Raw genomic sequence first — 20,360 nt, forward strand, 5'->3', positions numbered from 1 at the left:
TCAAAAATGATGCGATGAATACTTCCTTACTACGGATGCTGATGTGTTGCCTACTGCTGCTGCCACTGTTTTCGGCCGGCCAGGACAGCGCCTCCATTTACACCGCACAGCTTCTGCAACCAACGGCCGATTCCGTGCGCACACAGGCTATTGGCAGGTTGGCCATTCTCCGCATACCGGCCACCTTTCCTTTGCTGATGGCGATTAACGATAAAAAGCTATACCTGCTGGATGAAAAAGCGGTTACGATAGACAGCAATCCTTCCAGCGAAGGAACCTACCGGCTTTATTCTCTTTATCCCAATAATACTCTCCTCACCAACAGCAGCGGGCAACCGCTGCTGTTGCCATTGTCTGCCCTCAAAACGGTAGACATCCCGCGGGCTGACCGCCTGCAACTGGCAGGAATTGCCCCGCTGTTCAACCTTTTCAACAGCGACCCGCAGAAACGCAGCCTCGCCTACTCACAGCTCAAACACACGAGTGATAGCGCAACGCTCAGTATTCTGAAAGCTGCATTGGCAAAGGAAAGTAATGCCGATGCACTCCGCACGGGGAAAGATGCACTATACGCTATACAACTATACAAGGCCTCCACCACAGTAAGTGCCAAAGCTAACATCGACAGCATAGCCGACAACTGGAGCGACAATGCACCTGTATTGTTAAGGGACTACGCCAGGTCAGGCTTCCTGAACCAGGAAACAGCCCAATATGCTGCGGCAAAAGCCGCTGGCCTGGAAAAACGCTACGATAACCTCCAGCGTGTTCAGCACTTCTTCAGTGGCTTGAGTCTTGGCAGCATCCTCGTACTGATTGCATTGGGACTTGCCATTGTATATGGCTTAGCCGGTATTATCAACATGGCGCATGGGGAGTTTATGATGATCGGCGCTTATACCACCTATTGCACGCAGATCGTATTCACCAAAGCACTGGGAATTCCGCAGACAGATCTTTTCTTCTTCTTTGCACTACCATGCTCCTTCCTCGTGGCAGGCGCATTGGGATGGGTGCTGGAGCGGCTGGTCATCCGTCACCTGTACGCCAAACCACTGGAGAGCCTCCTGGCTACCTGGGGAGTGAGCCTGATACTGATCCAGACTGCCCGCCTGTTATTCGGCGATCTGACAGCTGTTAAAACGCCACAACTGCTGGCAGGTGGATGGCAGGTTTCGCCACATCTGACCTTACCTTACAACCGCCTCTTCATCATCGCGCTGTCAATGCTCGTGGTATTATTTACTTACCTGATGCTGTACCGTACCAGGCTTGGTTTACAGATCAGGTCCGTTACGCAGAACCGGCAAATGAGCGCCTGCCTCGGTATAGAAACCAGGCGTGTGGCATCCATCACATTCTTTATCGGCTCGGGCCTCGCCGGGCTGGCCGGTTGCGCCATTACGCTGATCGGCAACGTGGTACCCGATATGGGCCAGACTTATATCGTAGATTCTTTCCTCGTAGTAGTTACAGGCGGTGTGGGCAAGCTGGCCGGAACTATACTTTCGGGCCTGGGTATTGGCTTCTTTACAAAGATATCCGAGTCTTTCTTCCAGGCAGTATACGGCAAAGTATTTATCCTCGTGTTCATCATGTTGTTCATGCAGTATAAACCCAAAGGACTGTTTCCCGACAAAGGCCGCATTGCTGAAGATTAAAAAAAACGGAACATGAAAACGAAAAACAACACACTGCTATATATTCTATTCATCACTTTCTTTGCCATCCTGCTACCCGCAGGCTACCTGACCGGTTTTCTCTCCGTAAACACTATTTCCGTGTGGGGGCGATACTTCTGCTTTGCCATCGCTGCATTGGGTATCGACCTTATCTGGGGATATACCGGTATCCTGTCTATGTGCCAGGCATTCTTCTTCTGCCTGGGCAGCTACGGCATTGCTATGCACCTGCTGTTGAAGAAAACGGTAGCATCCGGGGCAACCCTGCCCGACTTCATGGCCTGGAATAAAATAGAAACGTTGCCATTCTTCTGGCAGCCATTCCATTCCTTTGGATGGTCGGTGGCACTATGCCTGCTGATCCCGGCGGCATTTGCTTTCATCATTGGCCTGGTACTGTTCAGAAGCCGGATCAAAGGCGTATACATGGCCATCATCACACAAGCGCTGACGTTAGCCATGTGGTTAATATTTCTCCGGAATGAAACCAACCTTGGCGGTACCAACGGTCTCACCGACTTTAATAGCATCCTGGGTTACCCCTTGTCTTCTTCTTCCGTAAAGCTGGCACTGTACCTGGTTTCACTGGCCGTACTCTGTACCGCCTATTTCTGCTGCTACCGGATAACGCATTCCAAGTTCGGGAAAGTACTGCAGGCTATCCGCGACAGCGAATCCAGGGTCAGCTACACCGCATATAAAGTGGTAGACTACAAGCTGGCCGTTTTCGTAGTGGCGGCACTGTTAGCAGCCGTTGGCGGCATGCTGTACCTTCCGCAAACAGGCATCATAACACCAGGTCGTATGGATGTAAAAGCATCGGTTGAAATGGTCATGTGGGTGGCACTTGGTGGCAGGGGCAACCTGAAAGGCGCGGTGATAGGCGCCTTGCTGGTAAACTTCCTCTACAGCATCTGCACCAGTTTATTCCCGGATTCATGGCTATTCATCCTGGGCTTCCTGTTTGTAATTACGGTATTATATTTCGATAAAGGATTTATGGGACTGGGAGATACCATCCGGCAGAAATTTTCCGCAGCCCGGCTCAAAACATCTCAAACCCACTGATATGCTACTCAATGTAAATAATTTGTCAGTATCATTTGGCGGTGTACATGCACTGGACCTCGATCATTTCAGCCTGCGCGACAAAGAACTGCGGGTAATTATTGGCCCTAATGGCGCCGGCAAGTCCACCTTCCTGGATATCATCTGCGGGAAAACAAAAGCCGACAAAGGAGAAATTACCTTCAACGGCAAATCTATATTCGGCAAATCGGAAGTAAAGATAGCGGAGGCCGGCATTGGCCGTAAATTTCAGAAGCCATCCGTATTTCCGGGGCTCACTGTGTACGACAACCTGTTACTGGCCGCAAAAATGAAGAAAGATATCTTCACCTCCCTTTTCTTCAAATCCACGCCCGCGCTGGAAGAGAAGATACACCACGTGGCAGTGAAACTGTCGCTCACCAACGTAATGTATAAACCCGCCGGCGATCTGTCGCACGGACAAAAGCAATGGCTGGAAATAGCCATCGTGGTGCTGCAGGACCCAACGCTTATGCTCATAGATGAACCCGCAGCGGGCATGAGCGACGAAGAAACGGAGAGTACAGGGGCCCTGCTTCTTGAACTGTCGAAATCTCACAGCATTATTGTGATAGAACACGATATGAAATTCGTAGAACAGATAGCCAACGAACTGGTAACAGTACTGGTTCGCGGGAAAAGACTAATGGAAGGCACCTTTGCTGAAGTGAAGAACGATCAGCGGGTAATAGATTGTTATTTGGGACGTACTAACGCACAACTTGAAACATTATGAGTAACACACCGGTATTAACTGTTAACAATATTTCCGCCGCTTACGGGCAGAGTATCATTTTACGTGGCACCAGCCTTGCGGTAAAAAAAGGAGCTATTACTACCGTAATGGGGCGCAACGGCGTAGGAAAAACCACCCTGCTAAAAACCATCATGGGCCTGCTTCCGGTGCAGGAAGGCCGTATTATTTTCAATAACGAAAACGTTACCTCCCTGCCGCCACATAAAAAAGCAAAAGCTGGTATTGCTTACGTGCCGCAGGGCCGGGAAATCATCCCAAAGCTTTCCGTGTATGAAAACCTGCTACTGGGGCTGGAAGCGCATCCCAACCGCAAAGCGAAGGTCCCGGAAGAAGAGATCTACCAGCTGTTTCCCATACTGAAAGATTTCCGTAAACGCGCGGGAGGAAACCTCAGCGGGGGACAACAACAACAGCTTTCTATTGCACGGGCGCTGGTAAGCGCCCCTTCCCTCCTGCTTCTCGACGAACCTACAGAAGGGATACAACCTTCCATTGCCCAGGAGATCGGGGGCATTCTGAAACAGCTGGTGCAGGAGAAAGGGTTGTCTGTTTTACTGGTAGAACAGAAAATTGATTTTGCCAACCAGGTAACGGACCATTACTATTTTATGGACCGCGGCCGGATGGTGCTGGATGGTACTGCTGAAGAGCTGAAACACACCGAGCTAGAAAAACATATTGCCGTATAACTAAGGCGAGTAGGGGTTTTGTTTATCTTTACCATTATGCATCCTGTATCTGAAGAAAGAAGTATTTTTAAGATTTTCACCATCCTTTATGCGGTGGCACTCACCACTATTGCGTTGTTGTCTGTATTCAGCCAGATAAAGATCCAGCAGGCGCTGAGCCACCAGATGAACGATGCGCACGTGATCAACTTTGCAGCCAGGCTGCGCACCTACAGTCAAACGCTTAGTAAGCTGGCACTGCTGCTGGAGTCGGGCCGCGATATAGAGGATAACCGGAAAGAGTTTATAAATACATTGAAGCAGTGGCAGAAATCGCACGAAGGCTTACAGTCTGGCAGCAATTTCCTTAACCTGCCGGCAAACGACCAGGATGAATTGAAGCAGATGTTTGAAATCATCCGCAACCCGCACCAGGAAATATGGGGCGCCGCCAGCAACATGATCATTGTACTGAATCAGGATACCACATTTAGTGCATCGCGTATACGCCCGTATGTACAAACCATCCTGGCATATGAGAAATCGTACCTGCTGGGCATGGAGCTGATTGTATTCGACTATGACCGTATTTCAAAGGAACGTATCCGCAACCTAAAGGAAATTGAATACATCGTGCTTGGCCTGGTACTGTTTACCCTGATGCTGGAAGCAGGACTGATCTTTTACCCATTATCTACCCGCATCCGCAAAATTATCCGGGGCCTGGTAGATGCGCAGGAACAGGCCCGAAAGTTAACCGAAGAAGTACAGCTGGCTAACCAGGAAAAACTACTGCGGCAGGAAATGGAACAGCGCATCCGGTCTTACTCCATTATCAACGGACAGGAAAAGGAACGCAAGCGGATTGCCGCGGAAATACATGATGGCATCGGGCAAATGCTGACCAGCCTCCGGATGAAGCTGGAACAGATAGAAGACCGCAGCATGCAGCGCGATCCTGAAATTGCCATGGTAAATACCATGATGTACAGCATTATCAACGAAACCAAACGCATTTGCGCTGACCTGCTGCCCAGCGTGCTGGAGGACTTCGGACTGCGGGCCGCTATTGATGAGCTGCTCAGGCTATGCCGGCAGACCGCACCTGGTATCGACTTCCGGCTGGAAGAAACCTTATCAGCCGCAACATTGCCAAAAGAAGTTAAAATAGGCGTTTATCGTATCTTGCAGGAATCATTAAACAATGCCATTAAGCATGCGAATGCAGACATCATTGAAATAGATATTGACGGCGCCGCCAACTTCCTGCAGCTAACCATAAGAGACAATGGCAAAGGCTTTCACTTCGACAGTCACCAGCTCTACTCTAACGAACAGGCCAGGAAAGTAAATGGTATCCGTAATATGAAAGAAAGGGCGGAATTGCTTGAAGGAACGCTCCAGATTGATTCACAGCCCGGCACCGGAACAATTATACAGTTAGCGTTAACATTTTAGCAATGAAAAAGACAGGCGTTTTTTTAGTGGATGACCATGAAATATTCCGGAATGGCTTAAAACAGCTGATCAACAGCGAAGCTGATATGGAAGTGACAGGTGAAGCCAGCAGCGGTGAAGATGCGATACAGCAGCTATCTGAGCTACAACCAGATGTTATCATTATGGACATCCGCATGCCTGGAATGAACGGCCTGGAAACCAGCATTCAGCTGCTGGAAAAAAATCCCCGTGTAAGAATTCTTTTCTTCAGTCTCTTTGACGAACCCGATTATGTAGCAGCCGCCCTGGAAATGGGCGCCAGCGGCTATATCCTGAAAGATACCAGCAACAAAATATTCCTTAGCGCCATCCGTACCATTCACCAGGGCCGGTATTACTTCATTGGCGAAGTCAGCGACGTACTCGTAAAGAAATACCTGGATGCCCGGCAAACAACCGGAAACGGCGGCACACCCGATATCTCCCTCTCCCGCCGCGAGGAACAAATCATGCGAATGCTCAGCCAGGGGCGCAACAACAAAGACATTGCGGAATCGCTGAACATCAGTATTCGTACGATAGAAGCGCACCGGATGAACATCCTGCGTAAATTCCAGGTGAACAGCATAGAGGAAGCCGTGGAATATAGCAGGCTTAACGGGCTGTTGAAAGAGGACTAACCAGGCATCTCCCCGCTACCGCATGAAGTACCTTATACCACCTTCCCCCCTTTATACTTGAGCACTGTATCCACCGTAATATCAATTGAAAAGGCAAACAGGAAATAAACGAGTAGCTCGTTAAAGGTGCCAATAAAGCCTGGACCGTAAGTATTATAGGCAATGGCGCATAGTATAACAGCCAATATAATGGTCTGCAGAAGCCCATAAAATATGAGTTTTTTCCTGGTAACAGTGGTTTCAGCGCTGATCTGTTGCCAGAATGGGCTGTTGCTGTCAAATATATTAGTCGCCGGCACGGCCGGCTGTTGCCCGCCGGTAGCTACAGCAGTGTAACTATAGGTGTCAGGACTTACCGCCTCGGAGCCAAATGCCGGATCTTCTACCTTCAGTACCTCTGCCCACTGCTGTTCTATTTGCCGGACAAAAGAAGCGTCAAAATAGGTAGCTGCATCCGGAGAGCCAGCTGCATTGGTGGCGATGTCTGAAAGCTTAGTTTTCCATGCTGCAAGGATCTGTACAAATTTCACGACAGCAGGATTATTCTTATTTGCCGGCAGTTTATACGCTTTGTCCAGGCTTTCACCATAGAAATTCATTAAGGCGGTAAGTTTCCCCGACATCTTTCGCAAAACGGTAACGTTGGCGGTTAACTGTTGGAGATCGTTTGGATCATCCTTTAATTCAGACAGGCTCCCCATTATCGTACCTGTCGTGGTTTTGATAGTGGTTTTCAGCTGCTGAGGCATGCTGGCCGGATAACTCTCGTCTTTTGAAAATAGTTGCTGAACAGACAGCAAATAGCTTTTAATATCTCCTATAGCTTCTCTAATACCGGAAATAGTTTTTGCCAGGGAGGGCTCCGCGGCAGTGGGATCAAAGGCTTCCATCCTTTCTAAGACAAATTTATAGGAAAGCCCGGCGGCAGCCAGTTTCCTTGTCATCAAAGAATCAGGAGGATCATTTTCAAAGCAGCCAGCTATTTTTTTAAGTTGTCCATCAAGGTCTTTTAATCTTTGTTCCAGGCCTGCCTTTAGGCCGTTATAGGCCGTAGTTACTTCCTGTATTTTCGCGGCAATATCCGGATCGGCAACACCGGTAAAATAGGCGGCCCCTCCTGCCTTTTCGAGCAACGCATTCAGCCCCAGTAAAAGTTGCGCTACGGCATCGCGATAGGGCTTATCCTGTATCTGGGCCACCTCCTTTTGGATATTTTCAATACAGATGAATCCATTCATCCGCTGTTGCTCCCATTGTTTTTTATCTGCCAGGTAGTGTCTTACGACAAGGCCCGTAATGAGCCCAAGTACAATGGCTACGACTATCCACCAGGAGCTGCGCTTATTGATAATCTCAAAAGGAATAACCAGGGGCGTCTGCAAATTGGGTGAGGTAACCTGGGCAAATCCTATGCTTTTTCCAAGAGGCAGTTTATCTATACTGGTATTATTGAGATGATAAATAAACTCGAGTGCAGTACCGGCAGGAAGATTAACAGGGCGCTTGTCGATGGCTATCAACGTGCTGTCATTGCAGATATTAAAATAAGGCGGGTGTACCACGAGCCCACTAATATTGGCCAGCTTACTTGTTTCTTTCAATACAAGCGCTGTACTGTAAGAGGGCGTGCAACCATCTATAGTAACCTGGGCGGTGCTAATCGTATCCAGGACAGGAGCGGGACGCAGCAATGTTACCGTGATAGTCTCCAGGGTAGAATCGGTTTTCTTAACCACTACCGCTAATTCGTAAGTCCCAGCCTTTGCCAGCAACCGCATATCTACGACAATCCCTATAGTTGGAAACCCTTTCTCATCCAGGTAGATATTAAATGCCCGGGTATACTGCTCTCCTAACAGGTTACCGCCTGATTTAACCGTATAAGGCCTGGGGGAAGCAAGAGACAGTTTCAAAGGGTGGCCATTTTCCAGTGGCATAGGAATCGAAATCGTATCGATACTCACCGTACCATCCAGTCCGGCTGAAAAAGGACCCGGAGCCTGGCTATTTACTGCGACGGGCATTCCAAAACAGCATGCCAGCCATACAAAAAAAATAAAGACCTTATTCATGAGGTTATTTATTTGACAAGTTTGAGATTACTATTACCAAAACAGGTAAAGATAAATGCCACCGGGGCCCCTAACGCAAACATACCCTTGTTAAATGCCTGGATAGCCTCTCCCAGCTCTATTTGCCTCAAATAGAGATCTTCGAGCACTTGCTTTAGGAACCGGGTGCCAATACTGGCGTGTATGGTACCCTCCGTACCTATGATAGCAGCTGCGCCGGCGGTATGAAACGCTTTGGAGATAGAGTCCAGGCTATTAAAATTCATGGCCATACTACTGCAGTTGATTAAAAACACCATGGGGAGGGGCTCTCCTTCCCAGGCATCATCGCGCATAATCTTATTTTGCAATAGTTGCTGGTAGATCCATTTCTCAGGCGGAATAGTGCCAAGGCCTGCAGGCCATAGCGCTTTCGGGAACGTAATAATCCTGGAGCAATCCGGCTCGCCATTGATGGGATTTGTTTCCAGGTGCCCGATCACGGCGAGCACTAACGGCCTGGTTTTACTATCCCACAACAGCGAGAGGAGATCCTTATCGTAAGTCATCTCTGTGAGTTGCGCCGGAAGTGATTGCAAATCGCTGCTTAACTGGATAGTGGCCTGGTCGGTAGAATTTTTGGAGAAAATAATACGGTGATTGGCACTAACGCTCAATGTCATTACCGAATTAGTTGCAGCGTTTGTAGTTAACAGCTGTTCTATACGGTGACGTATACCCCAGAAACCTGAAGTACAATAACATTTATAATGAGGGTTATGCGGGCATCCCTGCCAGGACGCATCATAAAAATCCTTGTACAGACCAGGATCAAAAGGCTTACCGGTGCAAACAGGGTGCGGAGCACTCCCCTTTATGTCTGTGGGCATCGGATAGTCGTAAATAGCTGCCCAGGGAAAGGCAAAATCCATTTGGTGCCTGGCAATCGTGATCTGCTGGTCAGAAATCTCCCTGATCTCCTTTAACTTCTTACCCAGGGGCGTTTTGGAAGGTTCAAAAAATAAATTATATCTACCAGAGCCGAACTTGGCCAACTTGCGTACATCTTCATAAAACGACTCGCTAAGTGGCCGCCCTTCCAGCTCTTTCAGGTTATACCTGGGCACCTCCTGTCCACCATAAATATCCCTGATCAGCTGGCAAAATTGGGTTTGCGCCGCTTCAATATCGGCTTGATTGATCCCGGCAATCTCTTCTGCGACCTCCTCTTTCTTAAAGAAAATCGAATGTGTTCCATTTTGATTCCCGTTCACGCCAATAAACAAACTCCGTTCCTTTAGCTCACTGAGGTTATCAAATTTCTCCGAGTTGGCAATATCCAACCTTACACTAATAGCCGGAAGCAAAGAAAAACTGATCCAGCCTGCCATCCTGGCCTCCAGGATAAACGACTGCAGTAAAACATTGCGGTGAAAAATGCCTATCCTCAAGCTGGCTATTTTCCCCTCTTCAGGGGTCACCAGGTCGAACGTGGCCACCTTCGATTCTCCTTCCAACGGTAAAAATATCGTCTGCAACGATGCTGACTTCAATGCAAAATCCTTTGGAAACACCACGATATCAATCTCGTGTCCCTTTTCATATTTAAGGTCAGGCAGCAATGGGTCTATCGAAGGCTCCTTCCCTGTCATCAGGCTATGCGACCCTATCTGACCTATTTTGACATGGAGGCGATAAAAAGCACCACGTTTTATCCGCGAATATTTGCTTAACCACTTCCCGGGGCGCTCCCCCTCCTCAACTGCTACATCTACTTTACGACCCTTTTCTTGTATGTTGGCGTCGTTATTTTTACTTTTATTATCGTCGTCATCTATCAGTATCCATTTTTCACCTTTAGTGCTGGACATCCGCTCATTAGCAGCCTCCGTTACAAATATATTATCCTTCTTAGGGAGAAAATGGAAATCCAGATTACCATCCGGGCTGGACATTAATATCGGATGGGTAGGATACAAATTTTCTTCCCGGATAGAACCCAACTGCTCATGCAAAGAAACACCGTTGGCCAACCCATAAAATAATTGTTGTAAATAACGTAACTGGCTGGTAGATGAATTAAGGATAATACTGTTAACAGGCAATAGTTTCAGCGTCTCATAAATAAAATTCAAAATATCTCCCTGGTAGTCGTAATAGTCAACATCAGATACTATTACAATGATCAATCGATTGGACTCATTAAATCCCCCTGTCCGCAAAATACTCATGAGCTCCCAATACCCCAATATTAATATATCGTATAAGGACCAGCCTTCAAATAAGCTTAATCGCTCAAATGGGAATTCCGGGGAAATTAAATCAGACAGCTGATCTACCAGCATCCCATTGACGAACCCATAGCCAATTCTGCTCCGGTAGTTTTTTGCCGGCTTTGAAAGAATATACTTATTAAAATAGTAGAGCTGACAATCAGCCCCCCGGGGGATAATGACAGGCAGCAATTGCCGGATTAAAGCGTCTTTTCGGAGTAGTGGCAGGTGAGGCCACAGGGAGATTCCCCCGATATCTGCAAAGACGGAAAATGATTCCTTTTCGTCTCCAAGCAATCTGGGCAGTTTATCTACAAATATCCCTATATACTGCAATAGAACAGGATCGATAAACAACGGTTCTGGCCAACCTTCTAACTCAAGCATCTGAAACGCTTCCCAGGCAATAGCCTTTTCCCCGGAACTATCTTCATAGTTCAACGTCAACATACTTTCGTGGATACGAACAAATTCCAGCTTAATCCATTTCACGGCATTGGGCATACTCATAAGGATTAATGTTTGGGGTGGACGGCGCTGGGTCGTCTATAGTAAGTTCGGACTTATTTTTGAAAAAATCAAGACATGCCGGTATTGTCTGAAAAGCAGGAGCTTCTAAAATTTTCGCTGTGCGTTGCCCAGGGAGGTATTAGTTTTACCATCGACCAGTCGTCACGCTATCCGGATTCGACAGCTAATGTGCGATATTATTATCGTCAAGCATCCTAACTAAAACAAGTTAATTTTTATATACAATGGGGTAATATTCGATAAGCCTTGTATATTTTCATTGGATATCTTTGGTGCATTCAACCAGTGAGCAATTTATTTTTTCCTGCAGTAGCAAAGGATAAGACGTATCTTGCCATAACTGCTGAAATAGCCCAGGTAATTATAAGATACCTTCAGTAAGTGACAATGATCAAATGCACGCCTTTTCTTAATTAAAATAATACCCATAACAAAAGAGATAAAGCTGTGAACCTGGAAAAATGATGCAGATCGAGCCCTATTTGCATATAATATGATTACGGTGTAACCTGTTTACAGCAGTATAAAACCTACAATTTACCCTGTAAAAACCCAAATACAACCCGTGTGAATCCTTCCATCTACCGCAAGTCTGGAGGTTTTCCCGATAGCAATAAGCTTTAAACTTAAAAACATACCAGCAGTGAAGCGAAATAGCAATATTTCTGCTACTGTACATGTCATCCTGTATATTTCGATCACTATCCACAATTACCCAAAATCAAATTAACAATGAAAAAGAACATTCAAACACTCTCTTCTATTGTACTATCAGCACTACTTCTGGCTTCATGCAGCAAAAGCGCTAATGCGCCTGTAGCTCCTGAAAAAAAAGATAATGCAGCCAAAGTGCTCACTTACATTCAAAGCCTGGGCTTTTCCCAGCGCAATATCGTTGATAACGGCGACGCATATATCGTTGATGACGATATTCGCTTCCCTAAAGACATGAAAGTTCCTGGAGGCAAAGCGTCCACAGAGCAAAGGTGGTCAGGTAGCAAGCTGACTGCTGCTAATGCGTTGAATGTTCGCATCAAAGTAGATCCCAGCATGACTTCGATGATGCCTGAAATCAATTCTGCTATTGACCAGTGGAACAATATCGGGGGCGATATAGCTTTACACTTCAGCATAGTTGACGATGCACCCTATGACATATTAATCAGGGATGCCGATCTCGGTGAAGGTATCTGCGGCCGGGGCACCTTTCCTTCCGGTGGCAGCGCTGGTAATCTTATCCAAATCAACAAAACGCTTATTGCTGGTAACAGTTTCGCACAACGCCAGCGCACTATTACGCATGAAATTGGGCATAACATTTCCATCACCCACACAAATGAACCCAACGGTGCGATAGTCCCCGGCACGCCTGCTACTGATGCAAATTCTCTGATGAATGGAGGTCAGTGCAATGTCGGGGCTACCGTATTATCAAACTATGACAAGATAGCCGCACGGTGGTTATATTAAAAACTGTTATGGCCACTATCCAGTAGCTTATCTGCAAAAGATAAGCAACCTATCCACATGATGAAATGATCGGGATATAACAGGTATCCGCTCCGGCCTGCCGGAGCGGATTTTTATTTTCCCGGCATCCAGAATAAGCTGTCGGCCGGCACGTTTTCCCTTATCATAGAAGAAAACGGATGATAATAACTGGTAATAATAAGGTTTAACAATGCTTGCTCAAGTTCCTGCACGGCAGCCTACTGGTGTAAACTTTGCAATATTTTCTTCCCGTTGGTATTATTGGAATTGAGCTTAATAGACTGCTGGTACATTTTAATGGCTTCTTCCCGCAGGCCTCCTTTTAGCAGTGCCTCCCCATAACTATCATAAGCATTCCAGCTGTCGGGATAAATTGCTGTTACCAGTTTGAATACAGCAGTGGCTTCCTTCAGCCGCCGGCTGCTCATCATCCGGTAGGCCCAGTCGTTCAGCTCCGTTTCCGGTGCGTTAAAGCCAGGCCGTGCTTTTTGAAGTTCCCTGTAAACAGGTAATGCCTGGTCAAATCCTTTTTTATTAAGCTGCATGCGCAAGGTGGTAATTGGGTCAGCGGCCGGAATATCCGGGTTATAGTATCCCGCCAGTTCATCCAAAATGTCTTCCGGGTAGGAGCCTGCCAGGTTGGTTAACACAACAATCGCCAGGTCATCATCCGGATAAACGACGAATGCCGAGCGTCCGCCGCCGGTGGCGATAATGGCACGATGATGGGGACGTGGTTTAGTCATCCAGCCCAGCGCCCATTGCGTGGGCGTACCGTTGTTAAAAGTGCCGGGCGTCCCAAGCCGGGTAAGGGAAGATTTGGAAGAAAACAGTTTACCTTGCTGCAAACTGATGATCCAATTAGCGATATCACCGGCAGTGCTGTTCAGGCCGGAGGCTGTTCGCCGGCCTGGGGCAAATTCTGCATAGTTCATCACCAGTTTTTCAGCGGGCAGGTTTTGCCCATCCATATATGTTACATACCTGTATCCCTGTACCATATCAGGGATTACCTCTCTTGAATCGCCAAAAACTGTTTCCTTCATGCCGGCCGGTCGGAACTGTTTTTCTTCAAATACTTTACTAAATGGCTGGTGGCTGTATTTGTCGATGATCTTTCCCAGCAAAGCATAATTGGTTTGGTTGTAACTGAACTGCTCTCCCGTGGGAAACTCCATGGGCACTGTTTTTAGCTTCTCCCATATAGCAGCTTCTGTTGCGCCGGCAGGTAAGCCACCGCCGGTGGCGGTTAACAGTTTCAACAAATCCGGCAACCCGGAAATATGTGTCAGTAATTGCCAGATCTTTACCGGTTGCCACTTTTCAGGAAGGCTATCGATATAATCCCCTACCGCAGCATCCAGTGAAATGGTCCCTTGCTCCACCAGCTGCATAATAGCTACACCGGTAAAAGCTTTGGTACAGGAGTTAATCGCGAAAATGCTGTGATTGTTTACGGGAACACGGTTGGAAATGTTAGCCATGCCGTATGACTTCATCAAATCAATCTTTCCATGTTTCACCACCGCCAGTTGCAACCCGGGAATGCGCCGTTCCAACATTTCTCTTTTTATGAAACTATCGATATCGGGCTGTTGCGCGAAACCTACACGGAACACGCCCAGGATAAGAAGCAGGGTGATAAGGTTCGTTTTCATGGTTGTTATTTGGTCTGGAAACTGGTCTACCGGAAAGGTGCAGCACAATGATACAATAAAAATGGAAGCCGGCGTTCTGGATAACTTGCCGAGACCGACTTTCATCGACACCATGAAGTATGGGATATCCTATTCTTTGAATTTCACAATTATTCATTTGATAACACCAACCAGCAAAACAGCGTGAGGCCATAGCTTTGTATCATCAAAACAAAACAGGGTATAGCACATGAAAACTCCAGTAAACAAAGCCGGTATAGCAGACGAAAAGCATTTGATCCTGCTGACACTGAATGACTATCTACAGGGACGTCCGGTAAAAGACATAGAAAGGCTCCGGGCGGCGTTTCACCCCGATGCACGCATCAGGACCATCATAGCCGGAAAGCTGGTTCAATGGACACTGCCACAATACCTGGACCTGGTTGCCCAGGCAACACTGCAGGAGTGCCAACCGGAACTTCTGTCATATACCTGGGATGGGGACACCGGGTCGGCCCACGTACAATTGACCTTTGACACCTTCCGGTTCATTGACCGGTTTAACCTGGTAAAGTTAGACGGGAAATGGTGGATCGTAGATAAGATCTCCTATCGGGAAGAGCTGCAGTGAGCGTTTATAACATAACAAGCCCCCCGTAAGATAACTACCAGAAATGTGAAGGGTTAAATATGCACAGATATAGCATGACAGCAGAGGGCTGACTAAAAAACATATACCGGGCATATGCTTTTTAGTCAGCCTTAAGTTTTGGATATGTGTGTGTTATTGTTTTGGTACCGTAATGGTTGGATCCCATTGGAAATAGCCATATATGGTTTGATTATTTCCGGAATCATCCAACGTGTATAGCGCAAAATTCACCATAAATGCTTCGGTTCCAGGTTGACCTACCGTTGCTTTATAGGAATAAAAGGTGACTGATTTCTGTTTCGGAGGCAACCCATTTGAATCTTTGTCTGGATTTACTACTACTGCACCTGTTCTTGTTACAGGGGTATATTGAAATGTGTCAAATACGTCGTCATTACCTGATACATTCGGGTTCTTAACAATACCATACAAAATCACTGCATTATCCTGATTATCAGAAGCAGATACTGCACGGAAAGAAACGGTATCCTCTACATGTGCTTTGAAATTTAAGTCGGCGGTACCCTGACCACTGATGATTCCGCGTGATCCGGTACAAACCATGTATTCGCTATCATGGTCTATCGGATATGGATTATCTTGTGTGTACTTGGTAAGATCAATCTTGTGATCTTCACAATATTTAATTATATAGCTTGTGTCGATCACTATGGTAATTTCAATATCAGCTGGTTCATACTGATCTGTGTGAGCACCTTTTACTGGTTTTGTTCTTGTGGTTGTCATAAAATAGGATTTTTAAGTTTATACCTACTCTGTTATGGCTTTTCGGTATCCGCCATTTATTTAAGAAATAGCTATTGGAAACGAAGAAAACAATCATGACAGGGCATAGTATCCCCCAAATGTATTAAGCATTCATGAATGAAACGGCTGTAAAGTCCTGGCAGTAAAGACTAACCGTTAACATTACAGATGAATGTTTATGCCCGTAAATGTTTTTGTTATAGCTTTTCCAGTCTTTTCGTGCAGTAATCTTGGGTAGGGTATAACGCCTTAGATCACGGTTATTTTGAGTTAATGATAAAAAGTTGCTGCCTTAACAACAAGCGCAGATGTTATTTTGTTTGACGGGAAGAATTTTTTTATAAAAAATATATTCCTAACCGGTCAATATTTTCTATCTAATTTATAATTAGCAATCCGAACAGTATATAATGAACCATGTTTTTTAGACCGCTTCTTTGTAATAGTATAGAAAAAATTTGATTTTTGGATTTTTTTAAATAGATTAGACAATCATTATTCAGAACTATCCGCCCTGTTTCATAAGATTCAACAGTACGTTACCCGTTACAGCATTTAATTCAACCCTCAAATAACCTTTGACCTCAGCACTTGATACGCGCTCATATTACCTATTTTTTTTGTCCTGATTAAGCCAGAAAGCATTGTACTTTTTGCCTGATCTGTCATTTCATTTCTTCAACAGAAAATGTTAATTCTATCCATTTATCAAACACTTCAGCTTATGAAAAAAGCACTCCTCATTATTACCACCGGTATTGCAGCAGGGGCAGCCCTGATCGTTTCTTTTAAGCAGTCGCCCACCAGGGCTGCGGCTGTGCATGGAAAAGCGGAACAGTTTAGTTTTAATATAACATTCGATTCGACCGTTCCCAATACACTGAGTCAATACGCTGATTCTGCCGCTCTATGCAGCTTTGCCTGGAATGAGTTTTTTGCGCTGAACTGGAAATCAAGTTATAAGAAAAATACGCACGTATACAGAGGATATGCGGATCCCCAATGGACATATAATGATCAAAGCGCTTACCCAATGAATGATCCGGTAGTATGGGAAACCTATGCTCATCGTGTTGAGCTGAGACCTAATCATGGGAATACGCTCCCTTTCGATAAGGTTCCGAGGTATGATTATCAAAAATATATTCCCCGCAAGGATAATAGTGTTGATACAACTTTATTCAATAACCTGGACGAGAACAATGAAATTGGCTCCTGTGACCTGTATGCAAAAGTCAATCTGTACAATACCCAATATCAGGTATTGTATCAGGCAAAAGTAAACAGGGATGAATATGATTACAAGCGTAAGAATTATCCTGATGAGGCGTCTTTAATAGCTGCGGTAAATAAAACTGCCAGCAATATCAAAAAGGATTCAGCCTATTATAATCCAAAAGACTATCCAGGTGGTAAGTATACAGGAGGCAATTGTAATTGCCCTCCCGGTATATTTTGCCTGCCATGTGGAAACGCTAAGGATCCTGATACACGTTTTGGTAAATATACCGGGGCATTGGAGGTAAAGAGCGCCTGGAGAGAGATGACCAATGACGCAGAAGCAAATACCCATTTTACCCGGAAAGTAATTGTCTATGAAAAGGATCCGAAAACAGGTAAAACGGTTTCCGTAAACAAAACATACGGGCTTATAGGTATTCATATCATCCATAAACTTGCTAACTACCCTGCTTTCACCTTTGCTACCTTTGAACATGTAGATGTTGAAAATGATAGCATGGGTTACATAGAGTTGCCACGAAAAGGCAATCCTACACCACAACGATACGATCGTTTTCATCCAATATCCGTTGTGGCAGATGCTTCCACCAAATATGTACAGGATCAATTAAAGAAAAAGAATCCAAAATCCATCTGGTTGAATTACCGCCTGGTAGGTGTGCAGGGCATGCCTACTAATGATAGCACTTCATTCAGCTTCTACCTGGCTAACTATGTCATAGAATCAGATCGAACACTGGGAAATTTCAGAGGAAGCGGCTTCAAGCATCCTCATGATGGACGTCATAATGTTTTCATAAATGGAAAACATTACAGTATGGGAGGCTGTCAGGGCTGCCATGGCGCTGCCCAGGGAATAGGAGCTGATTTCTCTTTCTTGATGGATGCGACTTCTAATCAGCCGGATAAAGTACCAGATATCGACAGAACAGACGACAAACTGAAAGCGTATATAGCTTCATTTGAAAAGCTGGAGAAAGCAGAAAAGAAAAAATGAATACGTTGATATTTAGAGATTTAATTATTTAGTGACGTGGATAAAATCATTATCCGTGGCTGGATTACGTAAAAATACCTTTCGGCCTTTCCTCTTACAATATCAATATGGGCTATGGAAAATTTAAATGAATGCAACACTTGTAATTGCCATGTCAGGCATTCCGATGAGCAGCCATCATCGGGGACGATGTCCTCGAAAACAGCCAGGAGTGTACCTTCGGTCATATTGAGCATCCTGATTGCTTTTTTTCCGAAATGTCCTATGTGCTGGGCTGTTTATATGAGTATGTTCGGTAGCCTGGGATTGGCGAAGCTACCTTATATGAAATGGCTGCTGCCTGTAATGATGGTCTTCCTGGCGATACATCTTTTCTTTTTGTATAAGCGGATAAGAGTGGCAGGCTACCTGCCTTTCATTATCAGCATGCTGGGTGCGGTTTTTATTATGAGCAGCCGCGCGTTCTTCCCTGGCGCGCAATGGTCGCTGATTGTGGGCGTTGGCATGATCCTGACAGGATCTTTATTGAATAATTTCCCCAATGTATCCTTGAAACTTATTCACAAGAAACATAAAATTGCTTAACTATGACAAGAAATGGCAAAGGCGTTCGCCGCTCTATAATTGAAATTCAGAATGATTATGATGCAGGCATCAATAATGATCTGGAAAAACTGATGACAGCATGGGCTTATATTAAAGCATTACCGCCTACTGACCCTAACTCTCTTTTTGTGATAGGTGGGTATCACGGAGAACCATTTGCCGGAGAAGGCGCTACAAACCCGCAATGGTGGGGTGGCTACTGTAATCACCAGAATGTGCTTTTCCCCACCTGGCACAGGGTATATGTATACAAGCTGGAAAAAGCCCTGCAGGCCACTCCTGGTTGTGAGGATGTAATGCAACCCTATTGGGATGAGACAGATTCCTACTCAACAACATATGGTATACCGCGTGCACTTACAGCTCCGAAGTTTACATTCAAGGGAGAGTTCCCGCAGTGTTTGCGTGATAAGGGCATTGTACCGGATGATAATAATGCCATCGACAATCCGCTGGCCTCATTTATTTTTCCTAAAAAAATAACTGACCAGGTGAACAATGACGACTCCGTTTATAGCAAACCACAAGGTTACCAAACAGTAAGATACCCGCTGTCAGGCCTTGTGGGCACGCCGCAGGCCCAGGCCACTACTTACGAGTATAATGCTAATTTCTTCGATCCTAACGCCAATATTGCCTTGCTGAATGCGAATGTATTACAATGGCTTAATAATGTGACTTACTACATACCCGGATGTGGCCCAGGAGACGGGACAACACGACCGGCAGGTATAGCAAAGGCATTCAGTGATTGTCTTGACGCTCCTAATTATACGATATTTTCCAATACGCAATCTGCTGCTTATTATGGTAAAGGGTACACTGCACTGGAGCATCCGCACAACGATATTCATTTGGCAGTTGGTGGTTTTAATCTTCCTACCGGCATAAATAACGGAGGCTATGATTTATCTCAGCTACCAGATGCAAATGGTGATATGGGTGAGAACGATACAGCAGGACTGGATCCTATCTTCTTTTTTCACCACTGTAATATAGATCGTGTGTTTTGGTTATGGCAGCAAAAGCATGGTTTTACGGATTCTTTTGACATCATCGAGGACCCCGCAGATCTGGGCACCTCAAATGGTTTCAATGGTGGCAACGGACAAGGCCCTGCCCACGGGCAAACGGAGAATGAAACACTGACTATGAAAACTGCGCTGAAACCATTTATAAAACCAGATACTACCTATTTCACCTCAGAAGATTGCATAAATATTGAATCACAGCTGAATTACACCTATACCGATGGCTCATTGTCGGAAAACGATGTTGTTGCAGCTGCAAGAGCTGCCAAGGTTGTTGATTCAAAGCGAAGCGATCTGCATCTCTATATTTCAGGGCTTAGCAGAGGAGGTATCAAAGGCTCCTTTATTGTTGGTGTATATGCCACCAAAGGGGATGATAAAAGATATCTTGTCGGTTATCAGTCTGTGCTGAGCCGCTGGGATGTTGGGGGCTGTGCTAATTGCCAGGCGCATCTGGGAATATCTGGCGCCTTTAGTCTGAATCAGTACACGGAGGAAGAGGTTAGCGGAATGAAATTTCATCTAGAAATTTTGGGCCGTGAGCAACAGAATACAGAACGCTTTAAACAGTTCAGGTCATTGGTGGCAGCGGATACGCCGCCTTATAAGCTGGAGGTAAAATAAGATTCCTGTTGATAAAAGTAAAGAGGGTGTCTCAAAGGGCGCCCTCTTTTTTTATGGAGTGCCCAACCTAATGTTGATAGCACTGCTTTTTACTATGATCATAATGTTCAGCCTGAAAGGCGAATTGACTGTATAAAT

The 20,360-nt window shown here is 45.7% G+C and carries 15 protein-coding genes; 11 read left to right on the plus strand and 4 right to left on the minus strand.

Going from position 1 to position 20,360, the window contains the following annotated elements; genetic code table 11:
* Positions 1-14 precede the first annotated feature (14 nt).
* From urtB to HGH91_RS07430, 6 genes are read left to right on the plus strand one after another with little or no spacing between them, the layout of a single operon-like run.
* On the plus strand, positions 15-1,661 hold the full coding sequence (gene urtB / locus HGH91_RS07405; protein ID WP_211092215.1) for an urea ABC transporter permease subunit UrtB: 1,647 nt from the start codon (positions 15-17) through the stop codon (positions 1,659-1,661).
* Positions 1,662-1,673: 12 nt separating this feature from the next.
* Complete coding sequence (urtC, locus tag HGH91_RS07410) at positions 1,674-2,750, plus strand: urea ABC transporter permease subunit UrtC (protein ID WP_168737781.1); 1,077 nt, start codon at positions 1,674-1,676, stop codon at positions 2,748-2,750.
* Position 2,751: 1 nt separating this feature from the next.
* Positions 2,752-3,507 (plus strand): urea ABC transporter ATP-binding protein UrtD, encoded by a 756-nt coding sequence (gene urtD / locus HGH91_RS07415; protein WP_168737782.1) that lies wholly within the window; start codon positions 2,752-2,754, stop codon positions 3,505-3,507.
* The gene (gene urtE / locus HGH91_RS07420) at positions 3,504-4,217 is read left to right on the plus strand and encodes an urea ABC transporter ATP-binding subunit UrtE (protein WP_168737783.1); all 714 of its coding nucleotides are present in this window, start codon (positions 3,504-3,506) and stop codon (positions 4,215-4,217) included. Before urtD ends, urtE begins: the two co-directional genes overlap by 4 nt.
* A 36-nt stretch (positions 4,218-4,253) precedes the next feature.
* The gene (locus tag HGH91_RS07425) at positions 4,254-5,654 is read left to right on the plus strand and encodes an ATP-binding protein (RefSeq protein WP_168737784.1); all 1,401 of its coding nucleotides are present in this window, start codon (positions 4,254-4,256) and stop codon (positions 5,652-5,654) included.
* Between the two features lie 2 nt (positions 5,655-5,656).
* Positions 5,657-6,316 (plus strand): response regulator transcription factor, encoded by a 660-nt coding sequence (locus HGH91_RS07430; RefSeq protein ID WP_168737785.1) that lies wholly within the window; start codon positions 5,657-5,659, stop codon positions 6,314-6,316.
* Positions 6,317-6,348: 32 nt separating this feature from the next.
* On the opposite strand, the gene HGH91_RS07435 is transcribed toward HGH91_RS07430, so the two are convergent.
* Both HGH91_RS07435 and HGH91_RS07440 read right to left on the minus strand, forming a co-directional pair.
* Positions 6,349-8,388 carry a hypothetical protein gene (locus HGH91_RS07435; protein WP_168737786.1) on the minus strand — a complete coding sequence of 680 codons (2,040 nt, stop codon included), beginning with the start codon at positions 8,386-8,388 and terminating at the stop codon, positions 6,349-6,351.
* 8 nt (positions 8,389-8,396) lie between these two features.
* Entirely contained in the window at positions 8,397-11,150 is a 2,754-nt protein-coding gene (locus tag HGH91_RS07440; protein ID WP_168737787.1) for a hypothetical protein, read from the minus strand.
* A 753-nt stretch (positions 11,151-11,903) separates the two neighbouring features.
* Here HGH91_RS07440 and HGH91_RS07445 point away from each other — a divergent pair.
* Positions 11,904-12,641: a M57 family metalloprotease gene (locus HGH91_RS07445; RefSeq protein WP_168737788.1), complete on the plus strand. Its 738-nt coding sequence runs from the start codon at positions 11,904-11,906 to the stop codon at positions 12,639-12,641.
* Between the two features lie 239 nt (positions 12,642-12,880).
* Here the strand turns inward: HGH91_RS07445 and HGH91_RS07450 are convergent, their stop codons facing one another.
* Positions 12,881-14,320, minus strand: coding sequence for a serine hydrolase (locus HGH91_RS07450; RefSeq protein WP_168737789.1), 1,440 nt, complete (start codon positions 14,318-14,320; stop codon positions 12,881-12,883).
* Positions 14,321-14,549: 229 nt separating this feature from the next.
* On the opposite strand from HGH91_RS07450, the gene HGH91_RS07455 reads away from it, so the two are divergent.
* Positions 14,550-14,933, plus strand: coding sequence for a nuclear transport factor 2 family protein (locus HGH91_RS07455; RefSeq protein WP_168737790.1), 384 nt, complete (start codon positions 14,550-14,552; stop codon positions 14,931-14,933).
* Between the two features lie 153 nt (positions 14,934-15,086).
* Here HGH91_RS07455 and HGH91_RS07460 read toward each other — a convergent pair whose 3' ends face one another.
* Positions 15,087-15,701, minus strand: coding sequence for an inclusion body family protein (locus HGH91_RS07460; protein ID WP_168737791.1), 615 nt, complete (start codon positions 15,699-15,701; stop codon positions 15,087-15,089).
* Between the two features lie 745 nt (positions 15,702-16,446).
* Between HGH91_RS07460 and HGH91_RS07465 the strand changes: the two genes are divergently transcribed.
* The 3 genes from HGH91_RS07465 (at position 16,447) to HGH91_RS07475 (ending at position 20,222) form a co-directional block, all read left to right on the plus strand.
* Positions 16,447-17,961: a hypothetical protein gene (locus HGH91_RS07465; protein ID WP_168737792.1), complete on the plus strand. Its 1,515-nt coding sequence runs from the start codon at positions 16,447-16,449 to the stop codon at positions 17,959-17,961.
* A 189-nt stretch (positions 17,962-18,150) separates the two neighbouring features.
* Positions 18,151-18,546, plus strand: a complete 396-nt coding sequence (locus HGH91_RS07470) for a hypothetical protein (RefSeq protein WP_168737793.1) — start codon at positions 18,151-18,153, stop codon at positions 18,544-18,546.
* 2 nt (positions 18,547-18,548) lie between these two features.
* Positions 18,549-20,222 carry a tyrosinase family protein gene (locus HGH91_RS07475; protein WP_168737794.1) on the plus strand — a complete coding sequence of 558 codons (1,674 nt, stop codon included), beginning with the start codon at positions 18,549-18,551 and terminating at the stop codon, positions 20,220-20,222.
* The last annotated feature ends 138 nt before the right edge of the window (positions 20,223-20,360 follow it).

This window comes from Chitinophaga eiseniae (genome assembly GCF_012641265.1).
GTDB classification, from domain to species: domain Bacteria; phylum Bacteroidota; class Bacteroidia; order Chitinophagales; family Chitinophagaceae; genus Chitinophaga; species Chitinophaga eiseniae_A.